A 13,854-nucleotide genomic window follows, 5' to 3' on the forward strand; every position below is an offset into this window, starting at 1 on the left:
GTTCGGAGCGGCACGGAGAGTCATTGCCAAAAGCAGAGGAGAACATGCCATGCATTTTTGCCTCACCGGCCAATACACACCACGCGCTCTCAACGCCATCTTGGAAAACCCGGCAACCAATCGCCAGGAGGCCGCCAGGAAGCTCATTGAAGCGGCCGGTGGAAAGCTGATTTCAATGTACAGCGTTGCTGCCGACGGTCCCGGCGTCCTGGTGATCTTCGATGTGCCTGATCCGAGTACGGCTCCGGCCATTTCCGGCCTGACCGTGACGGCGGGCACCCTGCAGAACGTGAAACTGGTTCGGTTGTTCACGCAGGACGAGATCAAGCATGTCCGCCAGAACGCGGCGAAGCTGCGTTCTTCGTATACCCCGCCTGGAAGCTGACGTCCGAATCTAACGCACAGCCGCCGCAGTCGAACGACGCAGCGGCTGTGCTCATGTCGAAATCGGAACCATGTCTGCAAAGAGGCATGGGAACCTGCTCACCACGCCCCGACGGCCATCAAACCGACAATGGTCAGGCACGAGATGCAGGTCGCGATGACGGCATACCACTCGGGTGTATTCATTGCTGACTCCCAAACTGCTGCCAGTTGCTTGGTCACTGCTACGCGGGAGAGATCGCCGTGTCGGGTCGCTTCAACTCGGCAGGACGTGACCGGTCTTGCGATGTGCCTCCGTGATCCCATCGTCATCCTGCTCCGCAGGGCGATGATCTGCTTCGAACGCTTCAGAGCGTTTAGCTGAGATCAGAAGCTGTTTGCGCATTTCAGCGAGACGGGCGCGGCAATATTCACGATAGAGCAGGTCTAATATGGTGGGCATGATCACCCCCATCGTTGCCTTCGATTTACAGATATTCCACCGCGAGTTTCCGAGGCGATCGTAGTCCGCCGATCGGCTCTTCCATATGAGGCCGTTCACAGACGGCGGCAAATCCGAAGCTCGATGGCCGTCCGGTCGCTCGATTCCCCAACGACCTGACCTGCAATATAGCAGTGCTGTGTTTCACCGAGACTTCGTCAAACAACTTAAGGGCGCCAAGGCGCGGCGCAAATCCAACTACAGCGCGAAATGAGTAACCACGGAGTGCACGCGCTCTTCGATGCAACGCAGGCCGATTCGACGGAGACCATTTCGGTCGCAGACGCGCAACCCAGGTGCGCGAGCAATGTCCGCATCTCGATGATGCCGAGAAAACTGCACCGCGCGTTCTGGCCGGCCGAAGCGTGCGCGTTGCCGGAGTTGCGGCACCCTCTCATTCAGGGGGCATTCATCGCAAAGAGTCTATCGCTTCCGGACCATCAGGAGAGTTCGATGAAGCTGCCGTCTGCCGCCGTCGCCGCGAGCCTTGTGTGTCTGAGCATTGCGCCGGTGCTTGCACAAGCGAGTCCGCCGACAACTCCGGCAAATCCGGCCGGCACGGTGCCCGTTCCCGCGACCAAGCGGGTCACGTGCCTGGCGACGACCCAAGCTCTGCAGGGACAGGACAAGCGCGACCAGATGCAGCTCTGCATGGCGCAGGCGCGCCTGGATTGCCTGAAGCAGGCGATCGATCAGAAGATCGTCGGGAAGGCCCGGAAGGATTTCATCAACACTTGCGCAGGCTCGTCCGATGGCACGGAGCAGCGATAGCCGCGCGCCATGGGCCTCACGGCTGCGGCTTCGGCGCGCCGGGAAAATGCCGCTGCAGCACGGCGGCCGGGGTGGCGTAGGCCTCCTGCAAATCCACGCTCCAGTACTTCAGCTCGTCGAGCGGAATCCGCGTGTCGGTGATAGCGCAACGCACGAAGGTCCCCGGCGAGATCACGCGGAAGTCGCCGTCGAGATACTGCACCTGCGCTTCGCCATGGCCCGAGGGGCCGAACTTGTTCAGCACGGTCGAAAGTCTCCGTGGAAGGCCGTTTCCAGGGCAACCCCTGGAGGGCACGATGTGTTGGACGGGATGTAGCATAGATAGGGCGGCTTGTCCGCCCGGTAAACCCACCGGTTTGTGATGTTTTGCAGCCGTTTCCGCGTGATGGCGCGTCGCGCCATGGATCGCTGGTTCCGGCATCTCCTACGGCAGAGTCCGATGCGCCTTCGATTGACCGCCCTGTTCCTGTCGCTGCTGATGTCGGCCGCGCGCGCCGCGCCGGCGCCGCAAGCAGTCGACATTCCGCTGGCGTCCGGCATCCTCCATGCGCAGCTCTACAAGCCCGCAGGGGAGGGCCCGTTTCCGACCGTGATCGCGTTGCACGGCTGCGGCGGGCTCGGTACCCATTCCGATCCCGTGCTGCCGCGCTATCGCGACTGGGCCGAGCGGCTGCTCAGGGCGGGCAATGCCGTGCTGCTGCCCGACAGTTACGGCTCGCGCGAGCTCGGGCCGCAATGCCGCGTCAGCGAGATGCACGTCAAGGCGCGGCGCGAGCGCGTCACGGATGTCGCAGCATCGCGCGCCTGGCTGATGAAGCAGTCCTGGGTGGCGCGCGACCGCGTCAGCCTGATGGGCTGGGCCAATGGCGCGAGCGCGCTGCTCTGGGCCGTGCGCCCGCAGAGTGCGGCGCGCGATCCGGGGCCCGATTTCCGCGCCGCGATCGCGTTCTATCCGGACTGCCGGATCTCCGCCGGCCTCGGCTGGAGCACGCGGGTGCCGACCCTGGTGCTGATCGGCGCCGATGACGACGTCTCGTCGCCGCCGGCCTGCCGCCAGATGGTCGAGGGCGCGCGTGGCCGCAGCGCGCTGGCGCGCATCGTGGTCTATCCCGGCGCCAATCACGATTTCGACCGCGCCAACACGCCACGGCACGCGGCTGCCGGCAGCAACGATGCCGCCGCGCCCGAACGCGTCCATCTCGGCACGGATGCAGAGGCGCGCACGCAATCGCAGAAAGATGTCGCGGAGTGGCTGGCGCGTTAGCCCGGATGCGGACTTGTCGCGCTGTAGCTCGTTAGAAGCGAAGGCGGAAGCGGGGCCGCCCGAGGAACAACGTTGGGCGGACAGCCCCGCATCGACCACCGCCCTGCACGGAAAATGGCCGACCCAAAATCTACGAGTGGCGAGTGGCGCCGGTTTCAGCCCGTGACGGCGCCTTAGTTCGACCACGATGTCGATTCAACGCAATCCTCATGCGCAACCGCATCGTCCTCTTCTCCTCCGCCCTGGTCGTCTTCTCCGTCGCGATCTTCCTCTACGAGGCCCACGCCGGCGCCCCCTTGCGCGCGCCGGAACATTGCGGCTTCTGGACCACGATCGACGCGGGATTGTCCTGCCGGTAGGGCACGCACGCTCCCTCCCAATACTCCGTCATTGCGAGGAGCTCTTGCGACGAAGCAATCCAGACTCTCTCCGTGGAGAAGATTCTGGATTGCTTCGCTGCGCTCGCAATGACGAGTTTGTGGCTGCACTCGCCCCACACACCCTGCGTCATCGCCCGGCCAGTGCGCAATTGCGCACAAGGCAGGGGATGACAGCGAGGGTGGAATGCCGCCTTCGCACTCAGAACAAGCTGCCCTGATCCACCGGCTTGGCCACACGCTTCGGTGCGGCTTTTGCGTCTTGCGCGGCCGGCTTGGCCTGCGCCGGCGCGCGCTTGGCGGCAGGCGGTGGCCGATCCGCATCCGCCGTCGCCGCCACACGGCCATCGGCGAACTCGATCTCGAGCCGCGCGTTCGGCCCGACGCTATCAGCCGCATGCAGCGGATGGCCCGCTTCATCGCGCACCAGCGCGAAGCCGCGCGCGAGCACGCTGCGATAGGACAGCGCGGAGAGCAGCTTGCCGCTGTTCTCGACGCGGGCCTCCAGCCGCTGCAGCAGCGTGAGAAGCGCGCGGCCGGCGCGCTCGCCGAGGCGATGGGTGCGTTCGCGCTGGCGGGAAATGGCATTGCGCTGCGCCTGCGCGTTGGAGAGCTTTGAGGCGCGCAGGCGCACCTCGAGCCCGGCAAAGCGGTCGCGCCTCCGTCGCAGCAGCGAGCGCGCGGAGAGGCCGAGCCGCTCGCCGCATACTGTCAGCCGATGGTCGGCCTGCGAGATCTGGCCGTGCAGCACCCGCAGCGTCAGCTTCGAGCTCGCCGCGGTGAATCTGCGGAAATGCGCGTGCGTGTTGGCCTTGAGGCAGCGGGGCAGGGAGGCGCCCGCCGAATCCAGCCGTTGCCGCGGGATCGCGAGCAGATCCCCGGCCGCCGGCAGCGCGCGCGCGGCGGCGCGCAGCTCGCTGCGGCGGCTCTCCTGCGCGCGTTGCCAATAGGCGCGGGTGCGACGGCCGAGATCGGCGACCTCGACGAACAGATCGCTGCGCACCGGCACTGCCATCTCGGCCGCGGCCGTCGGCGTCGGCGCGCGCTTGTCGGCGACGAAATCGATCAGCGTGATGTCGGTCTCGTGCCCGACCGCCGAGATCAGCGGGATCATGCTCTCGGCCGCGGCGCGTACCACGATCTCCTCGTTGAACGACCAGAGGTCCTCCAGCGAGCCGCCGCCGCGCGCGACGATGAGCACGTCGGGCCGCGGAATCCTGTCGCCCTCGGGCAGCGCGTTGAAGCCGCGGATCGCGGCCGCGACCTGCTCGGCCGAGCCTTCGCCCTGCACCTTGACCGGCCACACCAGCACCCGGCGGGGAAAGCGGTCCTCCAGCCGATGCAGGATGTCGCGGATCACGGCGCCGGTCGGCGAGGTCACGACGCCGATCACCTCCGGCAGCCAGGGCAGGAGCTGTTTGCGCGCCTCGTCGAACAGGCCTTCCGCGGCGAGCTTCTTCTTGCGCTCCTCCATCAGCGCCATCAGCGCGCCGATGCCGGCGGGCTCCAGCGCCTCGATCACGATCTGGTACTTCGAGGAGCCCGGATAGGTCGTGAGCTTGCCTGTCGCGATGACCTCGAGCCCCTCCTGGGGCTTGAAGCGCATCCGCCCGTGCACGCCCTTCCAGATCACCGCCTCGATCTTGGCGCTCTCGTCCTTGAGCGCGAAATAGCAATGGCCGGAGGAATGGGCGCCGCGGAATCCCGAGATCTCGCCCCGGACCCGGACATGGCCAAAGGTGTCCTCCACCGTCCGCTTCAGGGACTGGGAGAGCTCGGAGACGGTGAATTCGAACGCGTTGTTCAGTTGTTCCGCAGGCGGCATCTAGCAAACGATTCGGGTTGGGGGGATCGAGCCCGACGTTAAGGATTTTCGCCGCGCCGCGCCAATCGATTCGGTGCCGCGAGCAGGCCCATGTGAGCGGAGCTTGACTCGCCTCACATTTCATATATGAAAATTAAAAATCACATATGAATGAGGAAGCGGACCTGATGGCTGTGGTCACCGATCCCAACGACCCGCGCGGACGCATGTTTGGGCCGTACCGGCTCAAGCCGAACAGCGGGGTCAACCCGCCTTATTCGCCGGCCTATCCGGTCGAGTGGGGCTGCACCCTGCGCACGGTCGAGGTCATGACCCGCGTGGCCCCGGGCAAGGTTTCCGCGTTGCTGGCCGACACCCCGTTCGAGATCGCGAGCGATCGCGTGGCCTTTCGTTTCATGCGTTCGCCCGGGCATTCCCTGGCCGTGCACGCCGGCGAGATGTTCGACCTGATGATCTCCGTGCCGGTGCGCTACAAGGGGCTGTTCACCGAGACGCATATCTTCATGTATTGCAGCGATCCCATGGGGATCTGCGCCGGGCGCGAGGTGTTCGGCTACACGAAGAAGGATACCCACTACGCGTTCGATGAGCATCCCGACGGATCGATCACGGGGTGGGTCCGGCGCCGCGGCATTCCGCTCGCCGATTTCTCCTTCACGCCGGACAGTTCGGCACCTGTCATACGCATCGTCGACGGCGACGAACTGCCGGCGGGCGAGATCCACGTGCGTCGCCTGCCGGATCCCGAGCGGCTCGCCACCGCCTATGCCGACATCGTCTATCGCCGCACGCCGTTGAAATATTCCAAGCCGGCGCCGGGCCGCGCCACCATGACCCTGCACGCCAGCGCGTACGATCCCATCGCCGACCTCGATCCGGAAATCCTGGGCGCGCATTTCATGGTGTCGGACGTGTATGGCGGCGGATTTGAGGTCGAAGACCGGCGGCTTATCGAACGGCTCGTTCCGTAACGACAAGATCGGCCTGCGCGCGATGCGCGCGCGGGCGACGAAATAAACAAGCGTGCAAAAGCACGAACCGGCAAGGGAGGATTGGACATGGTCGATCGATATCGGGTGAGCCGCCGTGGGCTGCCGGCCGGCGCTGGTGGCCTTGCCCTGGGCATGACAGGTCTCGGCGCGCAGGCGCAAGAGACGAAACCGCTTCGCATCGGCGTGCTGACGGACATGTCCAGCCTCTATGCGGATGTCACCGGTCCGGGCTCGGTGCTGGGGGCCAAAATGGCCGTCGAGGATTTCCAGGCGGCCCACAAGATGACCCGGCCGATCGAAATCATCAGCGGCGACCACATGAACAAGGCCGATGTGGGTGCCAATATCGCGCGCGAGTGGATCGACCGCCAGGGCGTCGACGTGATCGTCGATGCGCCGAATTCAGCCGTCGCGCTCGCGGTTCGCAACATCGTGCAGCAGAACAACAAGACGCTGCTGGTCTCCGGCGCATCCTCGTCCGACCTGACCGGCAAGGCGTGCTCGCCGAACCTCGTGCACTGGACCTACGATACCTACGCGCTCTCCTCCGGCGTCGCGCGCGCTGTCGTCGAGAGCGGCGGCAAGAGCTGGTTCCTGCTCACCGCCGACTACGCCTTCGGCCATGCCATGGAAGCCGATATCAAGAATGTCGTGCAGAAAGCCGGCGGCAAGGTTCTCGGCGGCGTGCGCACGCCGATCAATACGCAGGACTTCTCTTCGTTCCTGTTGCAGGCCCAGTCGTCGAAGGCGGAAATCATCGCCTTGATCAATGCCGGCGGCGACACCATCAATTCCATCAAGCAGGCGGTGGAATTCGGCATTCCCCAGAGCGGCCAGCGCGTGGTCGCGACGGTGCTGTATCTTAGCGACGTGCACTCGCTGGGCCTGAAGATCGCGCAGGGGCTGCAATTCACCGAAGCCTTCTACTGGGATCTGAACGAAGACACGCGTGCCTGGACCAAGCGCTTCGCGCCACGCAACAACGGCCGCTATCCGACCGCGCTGCATGCCGGCGCCTACGCCACCACGTTGCACTACCTCAAGGCCGTCGATGCGCTCGGCGCCTCCAGCGACGGCAAGGCCGTCGTCGAACAGATGAAGAAGCTGCCGACGGATGATCCCCTGTTCGGCAAGGGCAGCGTGCGGGCCGACGGCCGCAAGCTGCACAACATGTATCTGTTCGAGGTGAAAAAGCCCGAGGAATCCAAGCAGCCCTGGGATTACTACAAGCTGGTCAAGACCATCGCGCCGTCCGAGGCCTGGCGGCCCCTGGCAGATGGCGGCTGCGAGTTTCTGAAGTCGTGACGGCAAGTGACCGGCGGCCGGTGGCGCTCGTCACCGGCGGCGGGGGCGATATCGGACGCGCCATTGCGCTGAGGCTGGCGCGGATGAGCGTTGCGGTCGCGATCGTCGACCGCGATGAAGCGGCCGCCAACGCCACCGCGCGGCTGGTCGAGCAGGCCGGGGCGAGGGCACTCGCGATTCCCGCCGATGTCTCGCTCGCTCGGGATACAACCGCTTTCGTCGAGGCGACCGAAGCGCGCCTGGGGCCGATCGGGATCTTCGCCAACAACGCAGGCATCGAGGGCGTCGTCGCGCCTCTCCACGAATATCCGGACGAGACATTCGATCAACTGCTGCAGGTGAACGTGAAGGGGGTATTTCTCGGCCTCAAGCACGTGCTCGCACGCATGATGCAACGTGGGACGGGCGCCATCATCAACACCGCCTCGACGTCTGCGATCCGGGGGCGTGCAGGGCTTGCCGGCTACGTCGCCTCGAAACACGCCGTGCTCGGGTTGACACGCACGGCGGCGCTCGATGTCGCCGGAACGAGCATCAGGGTGAACGCAGTGCTGCCCGGACCGATCGAGTCGCGCATGATCCGGGAGTTGGAGAGCCAGGCGCGCAACGGCGGCATTGCCTTGCGCCGAAGCGATGCGGTGGCTCATGGCCGGCCGCAGGATGTCGCGAACATCGTAGCGTTCCTCGCCTCCGACGAGGCTGCGCACGTGAATGGCGCCGCCTGGGTCGTTGATGGCGGAATGACGCTGGCCTAGGGTCTGTACGCATCAAGACATGTCCGCCTCCGGAGCGAGGGGCCGAAATCTCATGATCGGCCAGGCATTGCTGCTTGTAGCCCAGGGCGGACCTGGGGGCGGACAGACGCGTTGTGCTCAGGTTGCACTGGCGTTGCAATGGAGCATGAGGAATGTTTGGGAAGTCTGCCGGCGTCTGGTTGAACGAGCCGAGAAAATGGTCCGAAACGGGCAACTATCTCGGGCTGGAAACAGACCAGGCCACCGATTTTTGGCGCGAAACTCATTACGGCTTTATCCGCGATAGCGGGCACTTCCTCGCCTTTCAGGCGGGAGATGCGTTCACCGCCGAGCTTCGTGTCAGAGGTGATTTCAAAGCGCTCTACGATCAGGCGGGCCTGATGGTGCGAATAGATGAACGACGTTGGCTTAAGGCTGGGATAGAGTTTTCGGACGGGCGCGCCATGCTGTCCAGCGTGCTGACCAACGAGCAATCCGATTGGGCAACAGCCCCCTATGAGCACGACCCCAGTGACTTCCGGCTGCGCGTCACGATCGCGCATGGCGTCCTTCGTTTGCAGGCATCCAGCGATGGACAGACGTGGCCTCTGATGCGGCTTGCGCCATTCGCCCGGAGTTCCTCCTACCTTGTCGGACCCATGGCCTGCACGCCGGAGCGGTCCGGGTTGGAAGTCGCCTTTTCCGATTTCCGCCTGGCGCCGCCGCTTGGCAAGGAGCTCCATGATCTCGGCTGAGAGCGCCGGCCAACGAGGCTGACGTCCGGGAGCAGGAACCATGTCCGGGTGATCTGATTGGAACGTTGGCACGTCCAATCCGGGATCAACCAGCGAGCTTCCTGGGAGGCGTCTTTATCAGGAAGGAGCCACCAATGGATGACAAACGAAAATCGTCGAAGGCGGGGGAGCAGGCCGCCGAAGGCTTGCGAGAAGCAACCTCCAAGGACGAAGCGAAGAACGAGAGCAGGATGGGGCACGATCTGGCCAAGGGGGCCGATCGTTTCGAAGAGCGCTCGAAAAGCTCCGATGGAAAAAGCGCGGAAGACAAACAAAAGGAGTGAAAGCAGCCGAGCACGACCGGTCGATCTGCTTGCGCGATCGCGCGTGTTGGCTTCGGCTGAAGCGATTGCGGCGGGTTGAAAGACCTGAGCGCGCGCCTCGTCCTTCGAGACGACCGCTTTGCGGTCTCCTCAGGATGAGGCTTGGCGGCATCGTGCCCGCTCACACTGTGGCCACACACTCCGTCCTCATCCTGAGGGCCCGCCGGCGGCGGGCGTCTCGAAGGATGGCCACAGGCGAGACCGCTCCAAATGCGACGGCCCTGCGCTTGTGAAAGTCGTGCGCCTACGTTGCAGCAATCAAACCTGATCTCATCACGGTTCAGGACACGCCGCCGATCTTCTCGGAGACGATCCTTGCCGCGCTGCGCAGCTCGGCGGCGATGGTGCTGGCCTCGGTGGCGGGGATCTGATCCTGCCTCACCAGCGGGACTGTCATCGCGGCCACCGCGCGGCCGGAGGCTTCGATGATCGGGCAGCTATAGGCAAGGATGCGCGTATAGCCGTCGTCGTTGGAGAAGTTTCCCCCGTCCGAGGAAATGCGGTCCAGCGCGGCAAGCGCCTTCTTGGCGCTGATACGGTCATTGGCGGCGATGACCTGTGCAAGCTCCTGGCGCCGGCCCTCGAGCTGGAAGGCCGCCAAAACCTTCGCCGAAGCATATTGCTGGGTGAGCGGAAACACCGCGCCGACCTTGACCGACCAGCCCATCAGCCATTCCGGCTCGATCCGGGCGATCACCATGAACTGCTCGCCGTGCAGCACCGTGAGGTGGCAGGACAGTTGCACGCGGGAGGCGAGCTGCTCCATCACCGGCAGCGCGGCCTTCAGCAGCCGCTCGGTCGGCGGGAATTGCGAGGCGATCCGGAACAGTTTCAGCGTCAGAGTATATTCGCCGGTCGCGGGATCTCGCGCGACATAGCCCCGACGCTCCAGCGCCACCAGCATCCGGAAGATCTCGCTGACGGAGCGGCCGACGGCTTCGGCGAGCTGCTTCTGGCTGAGACCGCGTGCGGCGCCCGCCAGCGCCTCCAGAAGGTCAAGCCCTTTCTCCAGGGCGGGCGCGCCCGGCTGCGGCTTCTCAGGGGTCATTCATCAGGCCTATGGGGTCCGCAGTCAGGACGCGCGGTGGGGATGCAATCCCATGTAGCCGATTGCTCGCACGGCGAAAAGTGATCGCCGGCAAGCGCCTGGCCGACTTCAAGGCAGCAGCAGACCTACGACGCCAGCGGATTGTGCAAGCATCTATCGCTGCCTCTGCTCGCCCTCCTGCATTGGGGCCGAGCGGCCGTATGCATCTAACACAGTGGCTGCATCTTGCAGATGCTTGATTACAATCTCGAAGTCTTGCGTCTTCAAATCTTTAAAGAGTTCCTTGATGTGAGGCTTCGAATCGAAATCTGCGCTATCGAACAGGGCGCCATAGGAAAAAATGTCGGGCTTTAGGGAAATGCTAAAACCATTCCCAAGCAGGAGGTGCCTTTTTGAAAGGCCAGAGACTGATTGCATCGCATCATCGAATGAAAGAACTTTCGTCATAGAATCCCTCCCAAGTGAAATGACTACGAAGATAATCTAGAACGTGATTTAAACCTAATGTTGCGCTTTGCTCTAAAAGCACGCAATCGCTCAAAGGCGCTGACCGCTCTACGTACGGCACCGCCCCTCGAATTCTGCGTTTAGCGTTCTACCGGTGCTCCCGGAATGACGGGGAAGTTCGCCCCCAACCCCCTTGAGCCCCCCGCCGATTCGTGCGACCTCCGCCCCAGCAAAACCCCTCATTCTGAGCCCTCGATGCACATTCTCCTGCTCGGTTCCGGCGGCCGCGAACATGCTCTGGCGTGGAAGATCGCGGCCTCCCCCCTGGTCACCAAATTCTGGTGCGCGCCCGGCAATGCCGGGATCGCGAAGGAGGCGGAATGCGTGGCGCTGGATGTCGCCGACCATGCGGCGGTGATCGACTTCTGCAAGGCGAACAAGGTCGAGCTGGTGGTGGTCGGGCCGGAGACGCCGCTGGCGGCCGGCATTGTCGATGATCTCACGGCTGCCGGCATCAAGGCGTTCGGGCCGAAGAAGATTCCGGCCCAGCTCGAAAGCTCCAAGGGGTTCACCAAGGCGCTCTGCACCGAGTTCGGCATTCCCACCGGCGCCTACAAGCGTTTCACCAATGCCGAGGAAGCCCGCGCCTATGTGCAGAGCCAGGGCGCGCCGATCGTCGTGAAGGCTGACGGGCTCGCCGCCGGCAAGGGGGTCGTCGTCGCCAAGACCGTGCGCGAGGCGGAGGACGCCATCGCCATGATGTTCGAGGGCGCCTTCGGCGAGGCCGGCGCCGAGGTCGTGATCGAGGAATTCCTGCCCGGCCGCGAGATCAGCTTCTTCGCGCTGTGCGACGGCGAGACCGCCATTCCATTGGCCTCCGCGCAGGACCACAAGCGCGTGTTCGACCACGACGTCGGCCCGAACACCGGCGGCATGGGCGCCTATTCGCCGACGCCGCTGGTGACGCCCGCCATCCACGACGCGATCATGGCCAAGATCATCCTGCCGACGGTCGCGGGCATGAAGCAGCGCGGCACGCCGTTCCGCGGCATCCTCTATGCCGGGATCATGCTGACGACGCAGGGGCCAAAGCTGTTCGAGTTCAACGTCCGCTTCGGCGATCCCGAGTGCCAGGTGCTGATGCTGCGCATGATGAGCGACATCGTGCCGGCGTTCCTCGCCGCCTGCGACGGCCAATTGAAGAATTTCGATCTGCGCTGGCATCCGGAATCCGCGCTCACCGTGGTGATGGCCGCACAAGGCTATCCCGGCGACTACCAGAAGGGCACGCGCATCGGCGGGCTGGAGGAAGCCGCGAAAGTGGACACCGTCGAGATCTTCCACGCCGGCACGGTCGAGAAGGATGGTGCGATCCTCGCCAACGGGGGCCGCGTGCTCAATGTCTGCGCGCTCGGCAAGTCCGTGACGGAGGCGCAGGCGCGCGCCTACCAGGCCGTCGACCGCATCAGCTGGCCCGAGGGCTTCTGCCGCCGCGACATCGGCTGGCAGGCCGTGGAGGCGGAGAAGGCCAGAAGCTGACAAGACCAGGAGCTGACAAGACCATGAGCTGACAGGCTTTTTTGCTCCCGCGCGTCATTTCGGCCGCGCCCGTCGGCACTCCAAAAAAACGCAGGCAGGGCTTGAACTTAGCTACTGTGCATGGGGTTGTTTTCGCACTTTTGGGGTCGAGGGCCGGCCCCGGCTGACCCAACAAGGATGCAACAAGATGTCCGATCTCGCCGACCTCTATCCGGGCTTTGCCTCCGAATGGATCGATACCTCGTTCGGCCGCATCTTCGCCCGCGTCGGCGGCAAGGGGCCGCCGCTGCTGCTCCTGCACGGCTTCTCCGAGACCAACGTGATGTGGCACCGCGTGGCGCCAGAGCTCGCCGACGCCTTCACGCTGATCATCGCCGATCTTCCCGGCTATGGCTGGTCCGACATGCCCGAGAGCGACGCGCTGCACATCCCCTACAGCAAGCGCGCGATGGCCAAGGCGATGGTGGAGGTGATGGAGCGGCTCGGCCACGTCCACTTCGCGCTGGCCGGCCACGACCGCGGCGGCCGCGTCTCCTACCGCCTCGCGCTCGACCACCCCGGCCGGCTGTCGAAGCTCGCCGTGCTCGATATCCTGCCGACCTATAATTACTGGGAGCGGATGAACCGCGCCTACGCGCTGAAGATCTATCACTGGACCTTCCTGGCGCAGCCCTATCCGCTGCCGGAGACGCTGATCTCAGGGCAGGGCGAGTTCTTCCTGCGCTTCAAGATGGCGAGCCAGACCAAGTCGAGGACGCTGGATGCCATCGACGCGCGCGCGCTCGAGCACTATCTCGCCCCGTTCCGCGATCCCGCCCGCGTGCATGCGATGTGCGAGGACTACCGTGCCGGCGCCTATTTCGACTACGACCTCGACAAGGCCGATTTCGAAGCCGGCAAGAAGATCACCATTCCCATGCTGGCGCTGTGGGGCAATGCCGGGATCGCGCAAGCCGCGGCGACGCCACTCGACACGTGGCGGCAATGGGCGACGAACGTGGTCGGCATGCCCGTGGATTCCGGCCACTTCCTCACCGAGGAGAATCCGGACGACACCGCGAGCGCGCTCCGCGAGTTCTTCCTCGCGGACTAGCGCCGCTCCCGAAAGAACTCCCGCAGCAGCCGCGCCGCCTCGCTCTCGCCGACGCCGGAATAGACATCCGGCGCGTGATGGCAGGTCGGCGAGGCGAAGAACCGCACGCCGGACTCGACCGCGCCGCCCTTGGGATCGGCCGCGCCGTAATACAGGCGCCTGACCCTCGCAAAGGAGATGGCGCCCGCACACATGGTGCAGGGCTCCAGCGTCACGTAGAGGTCGCAGTCCACGAGGCGCTCGCTGCCGATCTTTTTCGCGGCCTCGCGCAGGGCGACGATCTCGGCATGGGCGGTTGGGTCATGGTCGGTCAGCGTCCGGTTGGCGGCGGTGGCGATGACCTCGTGATCGCGGACCACCACGCATCCGATCGGAACTTCGCCCGATTTTCCGGCATTTTCGGCCGCCCGAAGCGCCAAATCCATGAAAGAAGGGGCTTTCATGCCTCGTATCATCGCCAGAAACCTGCTAGTAGCT

17 protein-coding genes are annotated in these 13,854 nt (G+C 64.6%); 11 read left to right on the forward strand and 6 right to left on the reverse strand.

Annotated features, from left to right (window positions below; translation table 11 throughout):
• The first annotated feature begins 49 nt into the window (after positions 1-49).
• On the forward strand, positions 50-385 hold the full coding sequence (locus tag ACFDR6_RS16430; RefSeq protein ID WP_212080172.1) for a GYD domain-containing protein: 336 nt from the start codon (positions 50-52) through the stop codon (positions 383-385).
• Positions 386-640: 255 nt separating this feature from the next.
• On the opposite strand, the gene ACFDR6_RS16435 is transcribed toward ACFDR6_RS16430, so the two are convergent.
• Positions 641-838, reverse strand: a complete 198-nt coding sequence (locus tag ACFDR6_RS16435) for a hypothetical protein (protein ID WP_212080174.1) — start codon at positions 836-838, stop codon at positions 641-643.
• Positions 839-1,318: 480 nt separating this feature from the next.
• Between ACFDR6_RS16435 and ACFDR6_RS16440 the strand changes: the two genes are divergently transcribed.
• The gene (locus ACFDR6_RS16440) at positions 1,319-1,636 is read left to right on the forward strand and encodes a hypothetical protein (RefSeq protein ID WP_375858872.1); all 318 of its coding nucleotides are present in this window, start codon (positions 1,319-1,321) and stop codon (positions 1,634-1,636) included.
• A 16-nt stretch (positions 1,637-1,652) separates the two neighbouring features.
• On the opposite strand, the gene ACFDR6_RS16445 is transcribed toward ACFDR6_RS16440, so the two are convergent.
• Positions 1,653-1,880: a DUF2093 domain-containing protein gene (locus tag ACFDR6_RS16445; RefSeq protein WP_212080178.1), complete on the reverse strand. Its 228-nt coding sequence runs from the start codon at positions 1,878-1,880 to the stop codon at positions 1,653-1,655.
• A gap of 195 nt (positions 1,881-2,075) precedes the next feature.
• Here ACFDR6_RS16445 and ACFDR6_RS16450 point away from each other — a divergent pair, with 195 nt between their 5' ends.
• Entirely contained in the window at positions 2,076-2,900 is an 825-nt protein-coding gene (locus ACFDR6_RS16450; protein ID WP_375858873.1) for a dienelactone hydrolase family protein, read from the forward strand.
• Positions 2,901-3,109: 209 nt separating this feature from the next.
• Positions 3,110-3,259, forward strand: a complete 150-nt coding sequence (locus ACFDR6_RS16455) for a hypothetical protein (protein WP_375858874.1) — start codon at positions 3,110-3,112, stop codon at positions 3,257-3,259.
• 220 nt (positions 3,260-3,479) lie between these two features.
• Here ACFDR6_RS16455 and xseA read toward each other — a convergent pair whose 3' ends face one another.
• On the reverse strand, positions 3,480-5,102 hold the full coding sequence (gene xseA, locus ACFDR6_RS16460) for an exodeoxyribonuclease VII large subunit (protein ID WP_375858875.1): 1,623 nt from the start codon (positions 5,100-5,102) through the stop codon (positions 3,480-3,482).
• A 167-nt stretch (positions 5,103-5,269) separates the two neighbouring features.
• On the opposite strand from xseA, the gene ACFDR6_RS16465 reads away from it, so the two are divergent.
• From ACFDR6_RS16465 to ACFDR6_RS16485, 5 genes are all read left to right on the forward strand, one after another.
• Positions 5,270-6,073 carry an acetoacetate decarboxylase family protein gene (locus tag ACFDR6_RS16465; RefSeq protein ID WP_212080192.1) on the forward strand — a complete coding sequence of 268 codons (804 nt, stop codon included), beginning with the start codon at positions 5,270-5,272 and terminating at the stop codon, positions 6,071-6,073.
• Between the two features lie 153 nt (positions 6,074-6,226).
• The gene (locus ACFDR6_RS16470) at positions 6,227-7,399 is read left to right on the forward strand and encodes an ABC transporter substrate-binding protein (RefSeq protein WP_375859125.1); all 1,173 of its coding nucleotides are present in this window, start codon (positions 6,227-6,229) and stop codon (positions 7,397-7,399) included.
• Positions 7,396-8,154, forward strand: coding sequence for an SDR family NAD(P)-dependent oxidoreductase (locus tag ACFDR6_RS16475; protein WP_375858876.1), 759 nt, complete (start codon positions 7,396-7,398; stop codon positions 8,152-8,154). Before ACFDR6_RS16470 ends, ACFDR6_RS16475 begins: the two co-directional genes overlap by 4 nt.
• A gap of 152 nt (positions 8,155-8,306) precedes the next feature.
• Positions 8,307-8,888, forward strand: coding sequence for a DUF1349 domain-containing protein (locus tag ACFDR6_RS16480; RefSeq protein WP_375858877.1), 582 nt, complete (start codon positions 8,307-8,309; stop codon positions 8,886-8,888).
• Between the two features lie 134 nt (positions 8,889-9,022).
• Positions 9,023-9,211 (forward strand): hypothetical protein, encoded by a 189-nt coding sequence (locus ACFDR6_RS16485; RefSeq protein WP_375858878.1) that lies wholly within the window; start codon positions 9,023-9,025, stop codon positions 9,209-9,211.
• 319 nt (positions 9,212-9,530) lie between these two features.
• On the opposite strand, the gene ACFDR6_RS16490 is transcribed toward ACFDR6_RS16485, so the two are convergent.
• Together ACFDR6_RS16490 and ACFDR6_RS16495 are read right to left on the reverse strand one after the other, a co-directional pair.
• Positions 9,531-10,298, reverse strand: a complete 768-nt coding sequence (locus ACFDR6_RS16490) for an IclR family transcriptional regulator (protein WP_375858879.1) — start codon at positions 10,296-10,298, stop codon at positions 9,531-9,533.
• A gap of 153 nt (positions 10,299-10,451) precedes the next feature.
• Positions 10,452-10,745, reverse strand: a complete 294-nt coding sequence (locus ACFDR6_RS16495; protein WP_375858880.1) for a DUF4917 family protein — start codon at positions 10,743-10,745, stop codon at positions 10,452-10,454.
• Between the two features lie 255 nt (positions 10,746-11,000).
• Here ACFDR6_RS16495 and purD point away from each other — a divergent pair, with 255 nt between their 5' ends.
• Positions 11,001-12,284, forward strand: a complete 1,284-nt coding sequence (gene purD, locus ACFDR6_RS16500; protein WP_375858881.1) for a phosphoribosylamine--glycine ligase — start codon at positions 11,001-11,003, stop codon at positions 12,282-12,284.
• Positions 12,285-12,471: 187 nt separating this feature from the next.
• Entirely contained in the window at positions 12,472-13,377 is a 906-nt protein-coding gene (locus tag ACFDR6_RS16505) for an alpha/beta fold hydrolase (RefSeq protein WP_375858882.1), read from the forward strand.
• Here ACFDR6_RS16505 and ACFDR6_RS16510 read toward each other — a convergent pair.
• A complete protein-coding gene (locus ACFDR6_RS16510) occupies positions 13,374-13,832 on the reverse strand; it encodes a nucleoside deaminase (protein ID WP_212080218.1) in 459 nt (152 codons plus the stop codon). The genes ACFDR6_RS16505 and ACFDR6_RS16510 overlap by 4 nt on opposite strands.
• Positions 13,833-13,854: the final 22 nt, after the last annotated feature.

This window comes from Bradyrhizobium tunisiense (assembly GCF_042263385.1).
GTDB classification, from domain to species: Bacteria; Pseudomonadota; Alphaproteobacteria; order Rhizobiales; family Xanthobacteraceae; genus Bradyrhizobium; species Bradyrhizobium tunisiense.

Excerpts from the sequence above, each read along its gene's own strand:
- ACFDR6_RS16430 (WP_212080172.1), top strand. The coding sequence starts at position 50 with ATGCATTTTTGCCTCACCGGCCAATACACACCACGCGCTCTCAACGCC.
- ACFDR6_RS16435 (WP_212080174.1), bottom strand. The coding sequence starts at position 838 with ATGGGGGTGATCATGCCCACCATATTAGACCTGCTCTATCGTGAATAT.
- ACFDR6_RS16440 (WP_375858872.1), top strand. The coding sequence starts at position 1,319 with ATGAAGCTGCCGTCTGCCGCCGTCGCCGCGAGCCTTGTGTGTCTGAGC.
- ACFDR6_RS16450 (WP_375858873.1), top strand. The coding sequence starts at position 2,076 with ATGCGCCTTCGATTGACCGCCCTGTTCCTGTCGCTGCTGATGTCGGCC.
- ACFDR6_RS16455 (WP_375858874.1), top strand. The coding sequence starts at position 3,110 with ATGCGCAACCGCATCGTCCTCTTCTCCTCCGCCCTGGTCGTCTTCTCC.
- xseA (WP_375858875.1), bottom strand. The coding sequence starts at position 5,102 with ATGCCGCCTGCGGAACAACTGAACAACGCGTTCGAATTCACCGTCTCC.
- ACFDR6_RS16465 (WP_212080192.1), top strand. The coding sequence starts at position 5,270 with ATGGCTGTGGTCACCGATCCCAACGACCCGCGCGGACGCATGTTTGGG.
- ACFDR6_RS16470 (WP_375859125.1), top strand. The coding sequence starts at position 6,227 with ATGACAGGTCTCGGCGCGCAGGCGCAAGAGACGAAACCGCTTCGCATC.
- ACFDR6_RS16480 (WP_375858877.1), top strand. The coding sequence starts at position 8,307 with ATGTTTGGGAAGTCTGCCGGCGTCTGGTTGAACGAGCCGAGAAAATGG.
- ACFDR6_RS16485 (WP_375858878.1), top strand. The coding sequence starts at position 9,023 with ATGGATGACAAACGAAAATCGTCGAAGGCGGGGGAGCAGGCCGCCGAA.
- ACFDR6_RS16490 (WP_375858879.1), bottom strand. The coding sequence starts at position 10,298 with ATGACCCCTGAGAAGCCGCAGCCGGGCGCGCCCGCCCTGGAGAAAGGG.
- ACFDR6_RS16495 (WP_375858880.1), bottom strand. The coding sequence starts at position 10,745 with ATGACGAAAGTTCTTTCATTCGATGATGCGATGCAATCAGTCTCTGGC.
- purD (WP_375858881.1), top strand. The coding sequence starts at position 11,001 with ATGCACATTCTCCTGCTCGGTTCCGGCGGCCGCGAACATGCTCTGGCG.
- ACFDR6_RS16505 (WP_375858882.1), top strand. The coding sequence starts at position 12,472 with ATGTCCGATCTCGCCGACCTCTATCCGGGCTTTGCCTCCGAATGGATC.
- ACFDR6_RS16510 (WP_212080218.1), bottom strand. The coding sequence starts at position 13,832 with ATGATACGAGGCATGAAAGCCCCTTCTTTCATGGATTTGGCGCTTCGG.